Below are 18,580 nucleotides of genomic sequence, written 5' to 3' on the forward strand. Positions count from 1 at the left end.
GCCTGGCCGGCATGCTGGGCGGCGAAAGCGGCTTCTCGGAAGCGGAACTGGAAAAGCGCCGCCAGCAGATCAAGAACCTGATCAACATGGGCAAGGAGCGCGGCTATCTGACCCACGCCCAGATCAACGACCAGCTGCCGGAAAACATCGTCGATCCGGAAGCGATCGAAGGCATCATCGCGACCTTCAACGACATGGGCATCGCGATCTACGAGCGCGCCCCGGAAGCCGAAATGATGCTGCTGTCGGATAACGTGCCGACCGCCACCAGCGACGACGAAGTGGAAGCGGCCGCCGCGACCGCGCTGTCGACCGTCGATTCCGACTTCGGCCGCACCACCGACCCGGTCCGCATGTACATGCGTGAAATGGGCGCGGTGTCGCTGCTGACGCGCGAAGGCGAGATCGAGATCGCCAAGCGCATCGAGGACGGCCTGAAGGACATGGTGCAGGCGATCTCGGCTTGCCCGACCACGATCTCGGAGATCATCGCGCTGTCGCACAAGATCGCGTCCGACGAGATGAAGATCGACGACGTGGTGGACGGCTTCGTCGACCTGAACGATGCCGCGCCTGCGCCCGCCGCCGCGCCGGCGCGCGCCGGCGACGACGAGGAAGAAGAAGAGGAAGTCGAGGAAGAGGAAGAAGACGGCGCCGCCGGCGGTGGCGCGGCCGGCTACTCGACCGAGCAGCTGGCGCAGCTGCGCAAGAGCGCGCTCGAGAAGTTCGCCCTGATCGAGAAGCAGTTCGACCGCATGGGCCACGCCTTCAAGACCAGCGGCTATGGTTCGGACGAGTACGAAGAAGCCCAGGCCATCATCTCGAACGAGCTGCTGGGCATCCGCTTCACCGCCAAGATCGTGGAAAAGCTGTGCGACACCCTGCGCGGCCAGATGGACGAAGTGCGTTCGATCGAGCGCGCCGTGCTGGACATCTGCGTGAACCGCTGCGGCATGCCGCGCGCCCACTTCATCAAGGTCTTCCCGGGCAACGAGACCGACCTGGCATGGGGCGACCGCGAAGTCGACTGCGCCTACCCGTACAGCGCGGTGCTGAGCCGGAACCTGCCGGCCATCAAGGAACTGCAGCAGCGCATGATCGACCTGCAGGCGCGCGTGGCGCTGCCGCTGGCCGACCTGCGCCGCATCAACAAGCAGATGGCGGCAGGCGAGAAGCGCGCCCGCCAGGCCAAGCGCGAAATGACCGTGGCCAACCTGCGCCTGGTGATCTCGATCGCCAAGAAATACATCAACCGCGGCCTGCAATTCCTCGACCTGATCCAGGAAGGCAACATCGGCCTGTTGAAGGCGGTGGACAAGTTCGAGTACCGCCGCGGTTATAAGTTCTCGACCTACGCGACCTGGTGGATCCGCCAGGCGATCACGCGTTCGATCGCGGACATGGCCCGTACCATCCGCGTGCCGGTGCACATGATCGAGACCATCAACAAGATGAACCGCATCTCGCGCCAGATCATGCAGGAAACCGGCAGCGAGCCGGACCTGCCGACCCTGGCGGCCAAGATGGAAATGCCGGAGAACAAGGTTCGCGAGATCATGAAGATCGCGAAGGAACCGATTTCGATGGAAACCCCGATGGGCGAGGACGGCGATTCGCAGCTGGGCGACTTCATCGAGGACAACACCACCCTGGCGCCGCTGGACGCCGCGCTGCACGCCTCGATGCGCAACGTGATCAAGGAAGTGCTGGACTCGCTGACCCCGCGCGAAGCCAAGGTGCTGCGCATGCGCTACGGCGTCGAAATGTCGAACGACCACACACTGGAAGAAGTGGGCAAGCAGTTCGATGTCACCCGCGAGCGGATCCGCCAGATCGAAGCCAAGGCGATGAGCAAGCTGCGCCAGCCGTCGCGTTCGGACAAGCTGAAGACCTTCCTGCACAACCAGTAATTTTTACCGTTTGGTAAAAGATGCCGTCCAGTGATGAACTGGACGGCATTTTTTTGTCCGGTGCGGCCGGAGCACCCGGTTTGCGCTACCTCTCATGCAAGGCATCCACCTCGCGAGCATCCCATGAAGCACACCACCATGCTGGCTGTGGCAGTCGCCCTGTGCGCAGCCGGCGCGCAGGCCCAGGACGTCATCGAAAGCGGCCGGCCCGACTTCGTCGAATCGAGCACGGTCGTGGGCAAGGGCCGTTTCCAGCTCGAAGCCGGCCTGCAGTATGAACGCGACCGCAACCGGGCGGGGCGCGAGCGCGTCCTGTCCACGCCCACCGTGCTGCGTTTCGGCGTCGCCGACACTGTCGAGCTGCGCGTCGAGACCGAGGGGCGCATGAATCGGCATCTTGGTGCGGGCGGCGGGCGCAGCACCGACGCCGGCTACGGCGACACCACGCTGGCCCTGGGCTGGCACCTCATCGACGCCGCCGGCAGCCGCCCTTCGGTCGGCCTGCTGGCCTCGGCGGAATTCGACAGCGGCTCGCGCGCCTTCCGCGGCGAAGGCGTACGGCCCGCGCTGCGCGTGATCGGCGAGTGGACCCTGCCGAACGGTATGGCGCTTGGCGTCATGCCGGGGATCGGCGTCGAACGCGATGGAGAGGGCGCAGGGCGCTACCGCTACGGCCTGTTCGGCATCGTGCTGGCGAAGGGCTTCGGCGAGCGCCTGCGCGGCATCGTCGAAGTGGCGCTGCCGCATATTGCGCGCAGCCGCCACGGCGGCACCGAGGCGAGCTTCGACGTCGGCGCCGCTTATCTCCTGTCGAAAGACGTGCAGCTCGACGCGATGCTGTCGCGTGGACTCAATAGCCGCACGCCGGATGTCGCCTTCACCGTCGGCCTGTCGATCCGGCGCTGAGTGCGCGCGCGGCGCCATCCGAGCAGGGCGGCGCCCGCCAGCAGCATGGCATGGCTGGACGGCTCGGGCACGGCGCTGATGGGCGAGGCCCAGGCTTCGGCGCCGAGCGACAGCTGCAGGTCGGCCCGGCGCGCGTATCCGTAGGGATTGCTGAAGTCGACCGTCAGCGTGCCCGTTTCGGCGAAGCCCGGTGCCAGGCCCGCAGCCGTGCCGGTCTCGCGCTGGACACGAATCTCATCCCTGTTACCGTAGGTCAGGTAGTCGACCACGCCGAAGCCCAGCAGGAGGCGCAGGTACTCGCTGTGCGAGTCCTGCTCCTCGGCGCCGGCACTGCCGTTCATGTCGACGCTGAGCGAAACGCGGGTATTCGGCGACAGCCAGAATCCCAGCTGTTCGCTGCGCACGTCGGCCGTGAGATGCGTGTATGCTCCCGCCGGCGGAGCGCTCCCGACCGATAGCGACAGCAGCTGGCCGAGCGGGTCCGGATGCGCGTACGCGGTCGACAAGGAGACATGCGGGCCGGGCGCGTAGTCGATCTGGGCAGGCTGGCGCGCCTCGGGATTGGCATAGCGGTTGTAGTATTCGCCCCAGCTCCAGTCGGTGCTGGAGGCGTCGTACATGACCGACATGTAGCCGTTCGACCCGCTCCAGCCCTGGTTTTGCGGAAGCACCCATTCGAGCGATGGCGTGACCGCATCGTTCGGATCGAGATCGATCAACGTGAAGCGCAGGTTTCCCAGCGTCGCCTGGCCGTGCACGTCGGCCAGCGCCGGGGCGCTGGCGAGGGCGCAGGCAAAGGCCAGCGCCTGGAGTCGCATATCGGTTTTCATGGTTCACCTCCTGGTCAATGCGCTGGTCGTGGCGTCCTTCGCGGGCAACGGCCCAGCAGGGGTGCGTCGATGGGCAGCATGGCCCAGGACGCGGGTTCGGGCGCCGCGCTGACCGGCGTCGTACACTCTCTCACTTGTATGGGTTTCGACATGGCCACCCCGGCCGAGCGTGGCATTGGCTGCGGCGTTATCGCCAAGGCTGTGGGCGAGCGAGGACGGCAGGCCGGGAATGAGCAGTGAAGGCGTCACCGCATCCCCAAGGTCGAGGTCGAACCGGCCCCCCGGCAGCTTGCCGGTCGTTGCCTGCCTCCGCACATCCGCCATGGCCGGTCCGCCCGCAAGGGCGCCGGCGATCGCCGGCACCGGCATGCCATTCCGGATCGCCATGGCGGCCTCCTCAAGGATTGGTGCTGCCATCCTAGCATCGCATTTGCGCTGTCCGGCACGATTCTGCTGCGGCCGTGGCCGCCACGCGACTCATGCATGACAGTTATGCCGGCCCCAGCTAAATTCATTGGTTGTCAAAATTGCTCGCGCGTACCCTGTTTTGCGGATGGCAACACATCGGCGCGTGGAGAGGCGCCGGGGACCGCCACCAGCGCTCCCCTGGTGCGCTCACCTCAACCTGCAAAAAAAGACAACATGAAAAAACTTTTGCTTGCAGCGGCAGCCGCCATGCTCGTCGCTTCCATTTCCCACGCCGATGCACAGACGGTGTCACCCAAGCGCGAGATGCGCGGCGTGTGGATCAGCACCCACATCAGCCTGGACTGGCCCAGCCGTCTCGATACGCCGGCCCAGCAGCAGGCCAAGCTCAAGGCCATCCTGGACCACAACAAGGCCACCGGCATGAACGCCGCCTTCCTGCAGGTGCGCAGCCAGTCCGACGCCATGTACCCGAGCGAGCTGGAACCCTGGTCCTACTACCTGACCAACCAGCAGGGCCGCGCGCCCAGCCCGGCCTGGGACCCGCTGCAGTTCGCGATCGACGAGACCCGCAAGCGCGGCATGGAATTCCATGCCTGGATCAACCCCTACCGCGCGGTGGCCACGGCGTCCAACCAGAACAACACGGCGATGTACGCGCCGAACCACGTGTCGCTCGCCCATCCGGAATGGCTGCTCACGGTCGGCACCGTGAAGATCCTGAACCCCGGCCTGCCGGCGGTGCGCGACCACGTCGTGAACGTCATCATGGACATCGTCAACCGCTACGACGTGGACGGCATCCACTTCGACGACTACTTCTACCCGAACGGCACAACCGGCGACGACGCGGCGTACTACGCCGATCCGCGCGGCTTCCCGGATACCGCAGCCGGCCGCGCCGACTGGCGCCGCGACAACATCGACATCCTGATCGCGCGCGTGAACGACAGCATCCGCGCGGTCAAGCCCTGGGTGAAGTTCGGCATTTCGCCGTCCGGCATCTACCGCAGCAGCACCGACCCGGCCGTGGGTTCCCCGACCAGCGCCGGCGCCCTGCAGCACTACACCCACATGTTCGCCGACACCCGCAAGTGGATCCGCGAGGGCTGGGTGGACTACCTGGCGCCCCAGGTCTACTGGTACATCGGCCAGGCCGGCTCGGACTACAAGCTCCTGGTGCCGTGGTGGAACGACAACGCCTACGAGCGCCACATGTACATCGGCCTGGCCGACTACAAGATGCGCGACACGGCAGGCTGGAGCAATCCGAACGAGATCAACAACCAGATCGCGCTGAACCGCGCTTCGGCAAACATCTCGGGCCAGGTCCACTTCCGCCACCAGTTCCTGCAGAACGACCCGCTGGGCTACCGTACTTCGCTGATGAACAGCACCTATGCGCGTCCGGCACTGCTGCCAACCATGGCCTGGAAAGGCACGGCGGCGCCCGCCGCACCGGCAGGCTTGGTCGCCAGCGTGGGCGAGAACAACGCGGTGAACCTGGCCTGGGCGCCGGCGCCTGAATCCGCCGACGAATTCGAGAAGACCCGCAAGTACGCCATCTACCGCTCGCCGGATCGCGAGATGGACCTGGACAACCCGGCCAACCTGCTGGGCGTGACCGACACCGCCACCAGCGCCTTCGCGGACGCCAGCGTCGCGCCGGGCCAGTATTACTACTACACGGTGACGGCGTTGAACCGCCTGAGCACCGAGAGTGCGCGCGCGGGCACGGTCAGCAACGACTTCGAGGCGCCGACCGTGCGCACCCGGGAAGTCTCGGTGACGCTCGCCAACGGCAGCGCCTCGATCGCCGCGAGCGAGCTGGATGGCGGCACGGGCGACAACTGGGGCGTGGAGTCCTTGACGGCCTCGCGCACCAGCTTCTCGTGCTCGGACATCGGCGCGCAGAAGGTGGTGCTGAGCGCCGTCGACAAGGGCGGCAACAGCGCCAGCGCGGAAGGCCTGGTGCGGGTGCTGGGCCACGTGCCGCAGCCCTCGATCAGCGTGAGCCCGGGGCCAGGGGAAGCCACCGGCCTGCCGGCCAACACGATCGCGCTGGGCTACGGTCCGCAGAGCGTGAGCTTGACTGCGAGCGACGCGGCGGGTTCGTCGACCTTCACCTGGAGCCCGGCCGGCGGGCTGTCGACCGCCAGCGGCGCGGTGACCAGCTTCGCGCCGAGCGCTGCGGGCAGCTTCAGCTTCACGGCGCAAGCAAGCAGCCCGGAAAGCTGCTTCGCGCAGGCCAGCACCACGGTCAACGTGATCGATGCGCGCTGCGGCGAGGGCAAGGTGATGGTGTGTAACAAGACCGGCAGCGAGCGCAATCCGGGGGCGCAGGTGTGCGTGTCGCCGAATGCGGTGCCGGCGTTCCTGAAGAAGGGCAGTGTGCTGGGGGCCTGCTCCAGCTGATGTTCGTAGGGTGGGCGGATTCTCCGCCCACGCGGTGATCGTTAGCAGCAAGATCATCCGGTGCGAAAGCGGAGTCGCTATCTATCACCGCGTGGGCGGGAAGACCCACCCACCCTACAAAAACGGCTCAGCCGGTATTTCTCAGGCCCGCAGCGACCCCATTGATGGACAAGTGAATCCCCCGGTGCACCCGCGGATCCGCATTGTCCCCCAGCTTGCGCCGGCGATGGATCAGCTCCACCTGCAGGTGGTTCAGCGGGTCGAGGTAGGCGAAGCGGTTCTGGATCGAGCGCGCCAGCAGCGGGTTGCCCGCCAGCCGTTCGCTCACCCCCGTCACCGATTCCAGGCAGCGCAGGGTCTCGCCATGCTCGGCGGTGATGCGGCGGAAGATGCGCTCGCGCAGCTCCACGTCCGCCACCAGCCCGGCATAGCGCGAGGCGATCGCCAGGTCGGTCTTGGCCAGCACCATGTCCATGTTCGACAGCAGGGTCGCGAAGAACGGCCAGCCTGCATGCATCTCCTGCAGCAGCGCCAGGCGTTCCTCGCGGTCGCCGTCCGCCAGCCAGCCGCTCACCGCGGTGCCGAAGCCGTACCAGCCCGGCAGCAGCAGGCGGCACTGGCCCCATGAGAAGCCCCAGGGAATCGCGCGCAGGTCTTCGATGCGGCGGGTCGACTTGCGCGAGGCGGGACGCGAACCGAGGTTCAGTTCCGCGATCTCGGCGATCGGCGTGGCGCTGAAGAAGTAGTCGGTGAAGCCCGGGGTCTCGTACACCAGGTTGCGGTAGGCGCGGTAGGCGCGCTCGGACAGCTCGGCCATCACGGCTTCAAAGCGCGCCAATCTGGCGTTGTTCACCTCGTCCGCCGGATGCGGCACCAGGCTCGCCTCCAGGGTCGCCGCCACCAGCAGTTCCAGGTTGCGCCGGCCGATCTCCGGATTCGAGAACTTCGAGGCGATGATCTCGCCCTGTTCGGTGAGCCTGATCTGGCCGTTGACGGTGCCCGGCGGCTGGGCGCGGATCGCATCGTAGCTCGGGCCGCCGCCGCGGCCCACGGTGCCGCCGCGGCCGTGGAACAGGCGCAGCTTGACGCCCTTGGCGGCGAACACGTCGACCAGCTTGAGCTCGGCCTGGTACAGCTCCCAGTTCGAGGTCAGGAAGCCGCCGTCCTTGTTCGAGTCCGAGTAGCCGAGCATGACTTCCTGCAGGCGGCCCTGCTTTTCGATGACGCCGGCCACCAGCGGGATCGACATCCACTCGTCCATGATGCCGCTGGCGCGCTGCAGGTCGGGGATGGTTTCGAACAGCGGGATCACCATCACGTCGCTGGTGCCGCTGGATACCCGCATCAGGCCGGTCTCCTTCTGCAGCAGCAGGACTTCCAGCAGGTCGGACACGGTCTCGGTATGCGAGATGATGTAGTTGCGGATCGCGCGGCTGCCGTAGCGCTGGCGGATGTCGCGTGCCGCGCGCAGGATCGCCAGTTCCGAATTGGTCTCGTCCGAATAGCTCTCGTAGGGCGAATACAGGGGGCGCGGCTGCGCCAGTTCGCGCAGCAGCAGCGCGACCTTGTCCGCCTCGCCCAGGGCAGCGTAGTCCGTTCGAGCGCCGGCGCGCGCGAACAGCTCGGCCAGCACGCGCTCGTGCACGTCCGAACTCTGGCGCATGTCGAGCGAGGCCAGGTGGAAGCCGAAGATGCGCGCGGCGCGCTTCAGGCCTGCCAGGCGCGGCTCGACCAGGACGGCGCCGTGGTTGGCGCGCAGCGAATCGGCCAGCACCTCGAGGTCGGCCGCGAACAAAGCGGCGTCGAGGTAGGGCGGGGCTTCGCCGACTTCCTTGCGCAGGATGTGGTCGACGCCCAGTTCGCGCGCGGTGGCGGCCAGGCGCGCGTAGATGCCGATCAGGGCGCGGCGGTAGGGCTCGTCGCTGCGGTGCGGGGAATGGTCGACCGAGGCGTCGGCCAGCGCCTGCAGCTGCGGCGTCACCGGCACCATCAGGGTCGAGGTGGACAGCTCGGCGCCGAGGGCGTGCACTTCGTCCAGGTAGAAGTCGAGGATGGTGGTCGACTGGCGCACCAGCGCATGGCGCATGGTGTCGGCATTCACGTTCGGGTTGCCGTCGCGGTCGCCGCCGATCCAGCTGCCCATCTGCAGGTACTGCGATTCGCCCAGCCTGGCCTCGCCGCCGTAGCAGGAAGCGATCTCGTCCTCGATGTCGTCGTACAGGCCCGGCACTTCGCGCAAGAAGGTAATGCGGTAGTAGGACAGGGCGTTGTCGATCTCGTCGGCGACGGTCAGCTTGGAGTAGCGCAGCATGCGGGTCTGCCACAGGGTGGCGATGCGCGCCTGCAGCAGCTGGGTGTTGCGATTGAGTTCCTTGGGCGTCAGGCCGCGGTCGCGCTCGGCCAGCAGGCGCGCGATGTCGTGCTCGGCGTCGAGGATGCTCTTGCGCTGCACTTCGGTCGGGTGCGCGGTGAGCACCGGCGCGATCAGGGCGTCCTTGAAGAAGTCTTCGACGACCTCGCGCGGCACGCCGGCATCGACGAGCTTGCCGAGCGCATGGCCGACGCTGCCCTGGCGCGGCGCGGCGCCGCGCATCAGGTGGGCGCGGCGGCGGCGGATGTGGTGCTGGTCCTCGGCGATGTTGGCCAGGTGCGAGAAATAGGAGAAGGCGCGCACCACCGAAATGGTCTGGTCGCGCGTGAGCCGGTGCAGCAGGGTGGTGAGTTCCTCGCCGGCGACCGGGTCGGCATCGCGGCGGAAACGCACCGCCGTCTGGCGGATGGTCTCGACCACCTCGAACACGGCTTCGCCTTCCTGTTCGCGCAGCACGTCGCCGAGCAGGCGGCCAAGCAGGCGGATGTCTTCTTTCAAGGGCGCGTCCTTGTCCAGGGCGGGCTGTACGGCAGGGTTGTCTAGTGCAGCAGGGTTTTCCATATCGACCACAAATGAATTGTTAGTGCCATGGCGGTTGGCCATCGTCTGCAGGAGGCCCCATGCTAAAATTTGTGATCTTGAGCAAGGGCCGTTAACCGGCATCGTCCTGGTAGGCTAGATGACAGTGAAAGAATCCGTGTTGAAAGCAAATGAATCGGCGCAGGAAGCGCCTGCGAAGCTGACGCCTCAAAAGCTCATTATCGCATCCCGCGAGAGCCGCCTGGCCATGTGGCAGGCGGAACATGTGCGTGCCCGACTCGCCGCATTATATCCGCAGTGCAGCGTTGAAATTCTCGGAATGACAACACGCGGCGACCAGATCCTCGACCGGACGCTCTCCAAGGTAGGCGGCAAGGGCCTGTTCGTCAAGGAGCTGGAGGTGGCGATGGCCGAAGGCCGCGCCGACCTGGCCGTGCACTCGCTCAAGGACGTGCCGATGGAACTGCCGGAAGGCTTCGAGCTGGCCGCCGTGCTCGAGCGCGAAGACCCGCGCGACGCCTTCGTCTCGAACGATTACGCTGGCCTGGCCGAACTGCCGGCAGGCAGCATCGTCGGCACCAGCAGCCTGCGCCGCCAGGCCCTGATCGCCGCGCGCTACCCGCAACTCGTCATCAAGCCGCTGCGCGGCAACCTCGATACCCGCCTGGCCAAGCTGGACCGCGGCGAGTACGCCGCCATCATCCTGGCGGCCGCCGGCCTGAAGCGCCTCGGCCTGCCCCAGCGCATCCGCGCGCTCCTGGAACCCGAAGACAGCCTGCCGGCGGCCGGGCAGGGCGCGATGGCGATCGAGATCGTGAGCAGCGCGCGCAGCGACGGCGTCGACCTGCGCGCTCTCCTGGCGCCGCTGAACCACGAGGCCACCGCGCGCGCCGTGACGGCCGAGCGCAAGGTCTCGAAGATCTTCGGCGGCAGCTGCCAGATTCCGCTGGCGGCCTTTGCGACCGTCCAGGGTAGCGCCATGCGCCTGCGCGCGATGGTGGCGACCCCGGACGGCCAGCGCACCGCGCAGGCCGAGGTGGCGGGCTCCTGGGAGCATCCGGAATTCCTCGGCGAGCAGGTGGCGATCCTGCTGGAAGACCAGGATGCGCATGCGATCCTGGAAGCGTGCAAGCTGGAGGCGGCGCAGGAGACGGCCGCCGACGCGTCGCCGGCGCCAAGCCAGGGCGGTTGACCCATGCCTGATCGGGCAGTCGTCATCACCCGGCCGCGCGCCCAGGCGCAGCCGCTGGCCCAGGCCGTGCGCGCGCTGGGACGCCGGGCCGTGGTGCTGCCGCTGCTCGAGATCGCGCCGCTCGACGATAGCGCGCCGCTGCGCGCCGCGCTGGCCGGGCTGGATTCCTGTGCGATGGTCGTGTTCGTTTCGCCGAATGCGGTGGACGCCGCCTTTGCCCACCTGGACGGCTGGCCGGCCGGCGTGCCGATCGGCGTCGTGGGGGAGGGCAGCCGCGCGGCGCTGGCCCGCCATGGGGTCACGGACGAGAACGCCACCATCCATTGCCCGCCGGATCCGGCCAACAGCGATTCGGAACACCTGCTGGCCAGCCTCGACCTGTCGGCCTTCGCCGGGCGCCGCGTGCTGATCGTGCGCGGCGAAAGCGGGCGCGAACTGATGGCCGACACCCTGCGCGCGGCCGGGGCGCAGGTCACCCCGGTCGCCGCCTACCGCCGCAGCGTGCCGCCCTTGAGCGCGGCGCTGGCGGCCGGGCTGGACGCCTTGCTGGCAGGGCCAAACGACTGGATAATCACGAGTTCGGAAGCCTTGCGCGGCCTGGCGGGGCTGGTGCGGGAGCGCGATCCCGCGACCGGGCTGGCCCGCTTGCAGGCGCAGCACCTGATCGTTCCCCATGCACGGATAGCGGAGACGGCGCGCGCGCTCGGGTGCGATCGGATCACCCTCACTGGTTCTGGCGACGCACGCTTACTTGCCGCGATACAATCTAAAGAATGAACGAACAACAGAATAATCCAGAACACATCCCGTCTGGTAGCGTCACGCTGCAGAAGGCGCCGGCGCCCGCGTCGAGGGGGGAGGGGCTGCTCCAGGCGCTGCAGCGCCCCCTGCCGGCGGCGGTCGCCATCCTGGCCCTGTTGCTGGCGGTGCAGACCTGGACCTCGCACAACCGCATCAACACCCTGCGCCGCGACATGGCGCAAAGCCTGCAGAAGGGCAACGCCGTGAACGCCGAAACCGCGGCGCTGGCGCGCGAGGTGTCGGATACGGCCAAGGAGCTGCAGATCAAGGTCGGCGTGCTGGAAAGCCGCCAGTCCGAGGCCCAGACCCAGCAGCTGGCGCTCGAGCAGCTCTACCAGGACCTGTCGAAGAACCGCGACGAATGGGCGCTGTCCGAGGTCGAGCAGGTGCTGAACACGGCCAGCCAGCAATTGCAGCTGGCCGGCAACGTGCAGGGCGCCCTGATCGCGCTGCAGAACGCCGACCGTTCGCTGGGCCGTTCGGACAAGCCGCAGTTCCTGAACATCCGCCGCGCCATCAGCGCCGACATCGAGCGCCTGAAGGCGATGCCCGCGGTCGACCTGGCCGGTGTCGCGCTGCGCCTGGATAACGTCATCGCCCAGGTCGACACGCTGCCGATGCTGTCCGACGAAAGGCCGCTGCTGCCGGCGGCCCCAGTTCGCAGCACCCGGAAACCAGATGGCAAGCTTGATGCCAAGGGCGCTGCCGAAGCCGCGCCGGACAAGCTGAGCCTGGGCCAGCGCATGATCCAGACCTGGCGCAACTGGAGCCAGGAGATGTGGGACGACGTGCGCCAGCTGGTGCGCGTGCGCAGCGTCGACACGCCGGAAGCGCTGATGCTCTCGCCCACCGAATCCTTCTTCGTGCGCGAGAATCTCAAGCTGCGCCTGCTGAACGCGCGCCTGGCCCTGCTGTCGCGCAACGAGGCGACCTTCCGCGACGACCTGGCCAGCAGCCAGGAAATCCTGCTCAAGTATTTCGACACCCGCTCCCGCGCCACCCAGTCGGCGCAGGCGGCGCTGCGCCAGGTGCAGGCGAACAACCTGACGATCGAGATGCCGACGCTGTCCGAGAGCCTGAACGCGGTGCGCAACTACAAGGCGAAGCAATAAGATGCGGCTCCTTCTCTGGTTAGTCGCCCTGATGGCCGCGGCCATCGGCATCGCCGTGACGGCACGCTTCAATCCGGGCAACGTGGTGCTGTTCTACCCGCCGCACCGGCTCGACATGTCGCTCAACCTGTTCGTCGTGCTGCTGGTGCTGCTGTTCCTGACCTTCTACGGCCTGGTGCGGGCGCTCAAGTCGACCCTCAAGATGCCGCAGCGCGTGGCCGCCTACCGCCAGCGCAAGCGCGAGCGCGAAGGCAACAAGGGCTTGCGCGACGCGCTCAAGGCCCTGTTCGAAGGCCGCTTCGGCCACGCCGAGAAAGCGGCCATGCGCGCCGCCGAGCTGCCGGAGAACGCCGGCCTGGCGGCCCTGATCGGCGCCCGAGCCGCGCACCGCATGCGCGAGCCGGCGCGGCGCGACGCCTGGCTGGCCGGCATCGCCCACGATCCCGCGCTCAAGACCGCGCGCCTGATGACGGTGACCGAGCTGCTGGTCGACGACCACCAGCCGGAAGCCGCGCTCGAGGCGGTCGCCGAACTCAATGCCAGCGGCCAACGCCACATCCACGCGCTGCAATGGTCGATGAAGGCCCACCAGCAGGCCCGCAACTGGCCGGAAGTGCTGCGCCTGGTGCGCATCCTCGACAAGCGCAAGGCCCTGCATCCGGCGCTGTCGACGCGCCTGCGCGAGCTGGCCTACGAAGCCCTGCTATCCGAGCGCAACGTCGATGCGGAAACGATCCGCCGCCTCTGGGCCGGCGTACCGGTGGCGGAGCGCACCCTGCCCACGGTCGCGGCGCGCGCCGCCAATGTCTTCAATGCCTGCGGCCTGCACGACGAGGCGCGCCAGATTGCCGAAGAGGCGCTCAAGGCCAACTGGGACGACTGTGTGGTGCGCGCCTACCGCGAGGCGGCCGGCCCCAGCGGCTCGCCCTCGCTGCTGGCCCAGATCGAGCACTGCGAGGCCTGGCTCAAGGAACGTCCGCGGGACGCCGAGCTGGCCCTGACCCTCGGCGCCTTATGCCTGAAGCAGAAGCTGTGGGGCAAGGCGCAGCGCTACCTGGAGCAGGCGCTGTCGGATGCCCTCGATGCGGCGATGGTGCGCGAGGCGCACCTCAAGCTGGCCCAGATGCACGAGGCGCTGGGGCAGGAAGGGGAAGCGGCGCACCATTACCGGCAATGTGCGCTGGCCAGCATCCTCTGATGCCGGGTTGCCAGCGGATGCGCGCCGCCACCGGACGCGCCATCCGCTTGCCGCTTTCGCTATAATGACGCACCTTATTAAAACTTCAGCAAGCAAGGAATTCCATGAGCCTGAATAACGTCCCAGCCGGCAAAGACGTGCCGAACGACTTCAACGTCATCATCGAGATCCCGATGAACGCCGACCCGGTCAAGTACGAGGTCGACAAGGACAGCGGCGCGATCTTCGTCGACCGCTTCATGGGTACCGCCATGCACTATCCATGCAACTACGGCTACGTGCCGCAGACCATCGCCGACGACGGCGACCCATGCGACGTGCTCGTGATCACCCCGTTCCCGCTGCCGCCGGGCGTGGTGGTGCGCTGCCGCGCGCTGGGCGTGCTGAAGATGACCGATGACGGCGGCGGCGACGCCAAGGTCATCGCCGTGCCGGTCGAGAAAGTCCTGCCGATGTACAAGAAGATCCAGAAGCTGGAAGACCTGGAAGAACTGCGCCTGCAGCAGATCCAGCACTTCTTCGAGCACTACAAGGACCTCGAGCCGGGCAAGTGGGTCAAGATCGAAGGCTGGGCCGATGCGGAAGCCGCCAAGGCCGAGATCACGGGCGGCGTCGAAGCGTTCAAGCGCAAGGGCCAGGAATAAGCACCGGTGCATGACGCGCCGCGTGAACGCACGCAGCGCGCCTTGCAAGCGATAAAAGCCGGCGTCCCTCATCGGGATGCCGGCTTTTTTTATTACCATGACCCATCCTGAAATAGGTTGACACTTTTAGGAGTGTTGACATGGATGAGAGGGAAAAACGTACTCAGCGAGATTACACGCTGGCTTTTAAGCTGGCGGTCGTTGATGAGGTAGAAAAAGGCGAGTTAACGTACAAGCAGGCACAGCGGCGCTACGGGATACAGGGTCGTTCCACAGTACTGGTCTGGTTGCGTAAGCATGGTCGCCAGGATTGGGGTAGTCTGCGAGGACCGAACCAGCGCAGGAGCGATCCCGTGAGCAAGCCTACCGTGCCCCAAACGCCCGAGCAGCGTATCAAGGAACTGGAAACGCAGCTCAAGGACGCAAACCAAAAGGCGCAGCTTTTCGAAGCGATGCTGGAAGTGATCCGTAAGGAATACGGGGTCAAGCTGCCAAAAAAGCATTCCGGCGGGTCATCGAGCAAAGGCAGGTAGCCGGCTTGAGTCTCGCCAAGGCGTGCAGATTCATGGGCTGGAGTCGCCAGGCGTACTACCAGCAGATCAAGGCCGAAGCGGCGCTGCACGAGCGCGATGCGAAGGTCGTAGAACTGGTAAGGGAAGTCAGGCGACGACAGCCCCGGATCGGTGTACGCAAACTGCATCACATGTTGCGGCGACGTCTTGCTGCCAAGTGCATCAAGCTGGGTCGCGACGGCATGTTTGCCACGCTCAAGCGGGCACACTTACTCGTGCCACCAGCACGCGCCTTCCATAAGACCACAGACAGCTTTCACCGGTTCTACAAGCATCCGAACTTGCTCAAGCCGGAAAACGGTACCGATATTCACCGTCCAGAGCAGGTCTGGGTGGCCGACATCACTTACCTTCCGACGCGCCAGCGTTGTGTCTACCTGAGCTTGGTCACCGATGCCTACTCACGCAAGATCGTCGGCTACCATGTCCACGCCAGCCTCCAGACCGAGGAAGTAGCCCAAGCGCTCAAGATGGCTTTGCGCTCGAGGGAAAATTGCCTTCCTTTGATCCACCATTCCGACCGCGGAATCCAGTACTGTGCAGGCGCTTATCAAGCCCTACATGCGAAACACGGCATCACCTGCTCGATGACCGACGGGTATGACTGCTACCAGAACGCGCTGGCCGAACGCATTAATGGCATCCTCAAAACTGAGTTCCTCTTGCAACGGCCCGAAGACCTGGCCGAAGCAAGACGCATGGTTGCCCAGTCAGTAACGATCTACAACCACGAACGGCCGCACCAGGCCCTGAAATACAAAACGCCCGATGAGATTCATCGGGCGCTCTGAGGACAGCAAGAACGAACTCTTCTTGCTACTTACAACTGTCAATCTATTCTAGGACTAGTCACCAGCCGCGCATTACCAGCCAATATCGCGCAGCAGCGGGAAGGTCAGGTCGTACGGCGGCCTGACCACGTGCCGCAGGTCGGCGTTGATCGACGGCTCCATCAGCTGGTTCGGCTTGGCTTCGGTGGTGTAGTGCGACACCGAGGACCCCGGCTGGTTGATGCTGGGGCTGTACATCACGATGCGCCGTTGCCGGTCGGTGCCTGCCAGCCGGGTGGGGTCGATGCCGAAGGTGGCGATCACGCCCGACATCGTCCGCGAGCGCTGCTGCAGCGCCGCCTTGATGGCGACGCCGTCGGACAAGGTGATGCGCAGCGACGGGATCCTGATGCTCGAATCGGCGCCGCTCAGGCCGATGACGTCGCCCGGGACATTGTCCACCACCAGCATGCCGATCGCGCCGGCCGCCTGCACGTTGCGCGCCTTGGTGACGAAATCGCAGCTGCCGCGGTCCACCAGGGCGATGTTGTTGCGCACCGCCAGGGCATTGTTGAAGCTGAGCGGCGTGCAGGCCAGCCCGGTGCCGTTCGGCTGGTCGACCACCGGCATCAGTTGGCCGCTCACGGCGCGGGCGCCGACCGGCGGACCGAAGGACGCATCGCCGACGTAGTAATCGCCCCTGGCAGCCCCGGCGTTTGCGCCGCCGATGTTCAGGTTGCTGCGTGGCGCCAGCACGCGCGGCACCGCGGCGGTGACGTTCGGGCCGTTCCAGGACAGGCCGCGCCAGGTGATGGCGGAGATGCGGCGCTGCTCGTCGGTCATGGCCACCCAGGGCATGTTATTGCGGTTGTTCACCAGAAAGTAGTCCCAGATCGAGGGGATGCCGAAGAACAGCTCGCCCGTTTCGTCGTCGGTGAAGGTCTGGAAGCCGAGCCCGTGCGCCATTTCGTGCAGCAGCACCGTGACCAGGTCGATCTGGCCGTTGGCGCGCCGGTCCAGGCCCAGGTAGAAGGGCGAGCCCGGCAGGCAATCGGGGAACAGGCCGAGGCGCGAGTTGAAGCGCGCGATGATGTGCGGATCTTCCGGCGCGGTCAGGTCGGCGCCGGCCAGCTTGCTGGCCAGCGCCGTCGGATACCAGGTGTTGGCACGCGGCGCGTTCGGGAAATCGGTCCAGATCTCGGCGGCGCCGGCGGAACCGAGCACCGCGCCGCTGGCCGTGCAGGACAGGGGCACGAAGGCGGCGCCGATGCGGATCGTCACGGGGCTGTCGAGCGTGGCGCCCCAGATGCTCGCTGCGCGCTGGAAGGCGATCAGGCGCTGGGCGCCCAGCGTGGTGCCGGTGTTGCCCCCGACGGGGGCGGCGGGCGTCGGGTCGTTGAAGCCTTCGCCGGGCGCGTTCAGGTTGACGATGACGATGGTGGCGGCCGCTTGCGCGGCGCCGATGCCGCCGAGCATGACGGCAAAGGCGGCGGCAAGCGCGCAGGCCAGCGTGGCGGCGAGACTGCGCAGGTGGGCGGTGAAGGTGGCAGCTTTCATTGGCGATGCTCCTCTTGCTTGGCGGCGCCGTGCTTGTGTGCGCCCTGGACCGCCTGGTCGGCGGCATGCGCGCCGTGCACGCATTGCTCCTCGAGCTTGCCGTCGGCGCCACGGGTGACGACCGAATACACCATGCCGCGTTCGCCGAGCTGGACCGAGCGGCGTCCGCCGGGTCCGGTGACCATCTTCGGCGCGGGCGCGGCCACGCCCGCCGCCGAGGCCTTGGTGCGCGGGTGCAGGGCGCGCGCCTCGTCCGCGGTGGGGGCGCGCAGTTCGCCGGTGTCGGCGTCGCGCACGACCACCATTCCCTGCTGGGCTGGCGCCGCCTGGGATTCGGTTTGCTGGGCGCAGGCGGGGAGGGCCAGTGCGGCAAGCGGCAGGAAACACATCAATTTATGGATGAACATGGCATTCTCCTCAAACGGTGGGGGGCGCCTCTTTGATGGATGGCGCCGGCGCCCGCCTGAGCAGCCGCCGGGCATGCGCCCCGACGGCGCCGAGGCCCGCCAGCAGCATCAGGTAGGTCGACGGCTCCGGCACGGCGGTGACCACCTTGACGGTGTCGAGCCCGATGTAGGAAAGCGTCTCGGCATTACCGAGGTAGCGGAAAGCGAAGCGTCCTTCTCCTTGGACATCGAGGCTCGTCGTCCATTGCGCCCACTGCGTGGGAAAACTGTTCTCGCCGCCGATGGTCAGGAGCAGGGTGTCGAAGCCGTCGGCGCTGGTATTGCCGCCGTAGCTGAAGCGCACCTCGAGCTGGTCGAAGAAGCCGGGATCGGGTGCGCGGTTGGTGAAGAAGGACAGGGTGGTCAGGCCGTTCAGCGACAGGGTCGGGGTGATCAGCCAGTTGTCCACGAGTCCGAGGCCGTTGGCGGCGCTCAGGTAGTTGACGCCGGCATACGAGCCGGCTGCGCCCGATTGTGCGGAAAAAATGCTGGTATTGCCCTGGAACCATGCGTTCCCGGGTGGCGTGCTGCGGTTGATTTGCGCCCAGTCGGACAGGCCGGCCACGCTGCCGAAGCCTTCGTCGAGGACGACAAGGCCGGCGGCATGGCCCGGCAGTGGCGCCCACGTGGCCGCCGCGACGAGGGCCGCGCCGGCGAGTGAGGTAAGTCGCTTCATGATTCCCCTTTCGTACTGAGCCAGAAAGAAAATGGTGGTCCACTCGCGCTGGCTGACGGCGAGCCCATGGTTGTCCTTATGGTATGAGCAGGCTGATAAGCAAACTTGATGTTCATTCAATGCGGGTAGAGCGCGACAGGGGGCGGCTCAAGGGCGGGAGGGGAACTAAATCGCGGAAAAGAGAACGGCCTCCGCAAGGGAGGCCGTCAGCTGC

At 66.7% G+C, this 18,580-nt stretch carries 15 protein-coding genes; 9 read left to right on the forward strand and 6 right to left on the reverse strand.

All coding sequences use genetic code 11. The annotated features are described in order from the left end of the window. Together rpoD and B2R83_RS05130 are read left to right on the forward strand one after the other, a co-directional pair. A partial coding sequence (rpoD, locus tag B2R83_RS05125; protein WP_292038795.1) for an RNA polymerase sigma factor RpoD occupies positions 1–1,910 on the forward strand: 1,910 nt, incomplete at its 5' end. Positions 1,911–2,033: 123 nt separating this feature from the next. Beyond that, complete coding sequence (locus B2R83_RS05130; protein ID WP_292038796.1) at positions 2,034–2,816, forward strand: transporter; 783 nt, start codon at positions 2,034–2,036, stop codon at positions 2,814–2,816. Here the strand turns inward: B2R83_RS05130 and B2R83_RS05135 are convergent. After that, complete coding sequence (locus tag B2R83_RS05135; RefSeq protein WP_292038797.1) at positions 2,711–3,646, reverse strand: PEP-CTERM sorting domain-containing protein; 936 nt, start codon at positions 3,644–3,646, stop codon at positions 2,711–2,713. The genes B2R83_RS05130 and B2R83_RS05135 overlap by 106 nt on opposite strands. Positions 3,647–3,649: 3 nt before the next feature. Then, positions 3,650–4,033: a hypothetical protein gene (locus B2R83_RS05140; RefSeq protein ID WP_292038799.1), complete on the reverse strand. Its 384-nt coding sequence runs from the start codon at positions 4,031–4,033 to the stop codon at positions 3,650–3,652. Between the two features lie 255 nt (positions 4,034–4,288). Between B2R83_RS05140 and B2R83_RS05145 the strand changes: the two genes are divergently transcribed. Further along, complete coding sequence (locus B2R83_RS05145) at positions 4,289–6,487, forward strand: family 10 glycosylhydrolase (protein ID WP_292038801.1); 2,199 nt, start codon at positions 4,289–4,291, stop codon at positions 6,485–6,487. Positions 6,488–6,614: 127 nt separating this feature from the next. Here the strand turns inward: B2R83_RS05145 and ppc are convergent, their stop codons facing one another. Next, entirely contained in the window at positions 6,615–9,419 is a 2,805-nt protein-coding gene (gene ppc / locus B2R83_RS05150) for a phosphoenolpyruvate carboxylase (RefSeq protein ID WP_292038803.1), read from the reverse strand. Positions 9,420–9,597: 178 nt separating this feature from the next. On the opposite strand from ppc, the gene hemC reads away from it, so the two are divergent. The 6 genes from hemC (at position 9,598) to B2R83_RS05180 (ending at position 15,708) form a co-directional block, all read left to right on the forward strand. Beyond that, on the forward strand, positions 9,598–10,590 hold the full coding sequence (gene hemC, locus B2R83_RS05155; protein WP_414674355.1) for a hydroxymethylbilane synthase: 993 nt from the start codon (positions 9,598–9,600) through the stop codon (positions 10,588–10,590). Between the two features lie 3 nt (positions 10,591–10,593). Continuing rightward, positions 10,594–11,367, forward strand: coding sequence for a uroporphyrinogen-III synthase (locus B2R83_RS05160; RefSeq protein WP_292038806.1), 774 nt, complete (start codon positions 10,594–10,596; stop codon positions 11,365–11,367). Beyond that, entirely contained in the window at positions 11,364–12,503 is a 1,140-nt protein-coding gene (locus B2R83_RS05165) for a uroporphyrinogen-III C-methyltransferase (RefSeq protein WP_292038808.1), read from the forward strand. Before B2R83_RS05160 ends, B2R83_RS05165 begins: the two co-directional genes overlap by 4 nt. Before the next feature lies 1 nt (position 12,504). Then, complete coding sequence (locus B2R83_RS05170) at positions 12,505–13,701, forward strand: heme biosynthesis protein HemY (RefSeq protein ID WP_292038809.1); 1,197 nt, start codon at positions 12,505–12,507, stop codon at positions 13,699–13,701. Positions 13,702–13,805: 104 nt separating this feature from the next. Beyond that, positions 13,806–14,345: an inorganic diphosphatase gene (gene ppa, locus B2R83_RS05175; protein WP_036211366.1), complete on the forward strand. Its 540-nt coding sequence runs from the start codon at positions 13,806–13,808 to the stop codon at positions 14,343–14,345. 140 nt (positions 14,346–14,485) lie between these two features. After that, positions 14,486–15,708 (forward strand): IS3 family transposase gene (locus tag B2R83_RS05180; protein ID WP_414674354.1). Its coding sequence is split into 2 segments (ribosomal slippage): positions 14,486–14,837 and positions 14,837–15,708, totalling 1,224 coding nucleotides; the frame shifts between segments, so codons are not numbered across the junction. A gap of 72 nt (positions 15,709–15,780) precedes the next feature. Here B2R83_RS05180 and B2R83_RS05185 read toward each other — a convergent pair. The 3 genes from B2R83_RS05185 to B2R83_RS05195 are packed head-to-tail and all read right to left on the reverse strand — an operon-like array spanning position 15,781 to position 18,366. Next, positions 15,781–17,244, reverse strand: coding sequence for a PA domain-containing protein (locus tag B2R83_RS05185; protein WP_292038818.1), 1,464 nt, complete (start codon positions 17,242–17,244; stop codon positions 15,781–15,783). After that, a complete protein-coding gene (locus B2R83_RS05190; RefSeq protein ID WP_292038820.1) occupies positions 17,241–17,651 on the reverse strand; it encodes a post-PEP-CTERM-1 domain-containing protein in 411 nt (136 codons plus the stop codon). Before B2R83_RS05190 ends, B2R83_RS05185 begins: the two co-directional genes overlap by 4 nt. Positions 17,652–17,661: 10 nt before the next feature. Next, positions 17,662–18,366 (reverse strand): choice-of-anchor J family PEP-CTERM protein, encoded by a 705-nt coding sequence (locus tag B2R83_RS05195; RefSeq protein ID WP_292038822.1) that lies wholly within the window; start codon positions 18,364–18,366, stop codon positions 17,662–17,664. Between the last annotated feature and the right edge of the window lie 214 nt (positions 18,367–18,580).

Origin of the sequence: Massilia sp. UBA6681 (assembly GCF_002454935.1) — a bacterium.
Classification (GTDB): Bacteria; Pseudomonadota; Gammaproteobacteria; order Burkholderiales; family Burkholderiaceae_D; genus Telluria; species Telluria varians.

Coding starts and splice junctions, on each gene's coding strand:
- B2R83_RS05165 (WP_292038808.1), top strand. CDS start 11,364: ATGAACGAACAACAGAATAATCCAGAACACATCCCGTCTGGTAGCGTC.
- B2R83_RS05195 (WP_292038822.1), bottom strand. CDS start 18,366: ATGAAGCGACTTACCTCACTCGCCGGCGCGGCCCTCGTCGCGGCGGCC.
- B2R83_RS05140 (WP_292038799.1), bottom strand. CDS start 4,033: ATGGCGATCCGGAATGGCATGCCGGTGCCGGCGATCGCCGGCGCCCTT.
- B2R83_RS05145 (WP_292038801.1), top strand. CDS start 4,289: ATGAAAAAACTTTTGCTTGCAGCGGCAGCCGCCATGCTCGTCGCTTCC.
- B2R83_RS05135 (WP_292038797.1), bottom strand. CDS start 3,646: ATGAAAACCGATATGCGACTCCAGGCGCTGGCCTTTGCCTGCGCCCTC.
- B2R83_RS05160 (WP_292038806.1), top strand. CDS start 10,594: ATGCCTGATCGGGCAGTCGTCATCACCCGGCCGCGCGCCCAGGCGCAG.
- ppa (WP_036211366.1), top strand. CDS start 13,806: ATGAGCCTGAATAACGTCCCAGCCGGCAAAGACGTGCCGAACGACTTC.
- B2R83_RS05185 (WP_292038818.1), bottom strand. CDS start 17,244: ATGAAAGCTGCCACCTTCACCGCCCACCTGCGCAGTCTCGCCGCCACG.
- B2R83_RS05190 (WP_292038820.1), bottom strand. CDS start 17,651: ATGTTCATCCATAAATTGATGTGTTTCCTGCCGCTTGCCGCACTGGCC.
- B2R83_RS05170 (WP_292038809.1), top strand. CDS start 12,505: ATGCGGCTCCTTCTCTGGTTAGTCGCCCTGATGGCCGCGGCCATCGGC.
- B2R83_RS05130 (WP_292038796.1), top strand. CDS start 2,034: ATGAAGCACACCACCATGCTGGCTGTGGCAGTCGCCCTGTGCGCAGCC.
- ppc (WP_292038803.1), bottom strand. CDS start 9,419: ATGGAAAACCCTGCTGCACTAGACAACCCTGCCGTACAGCCCGCCCTG.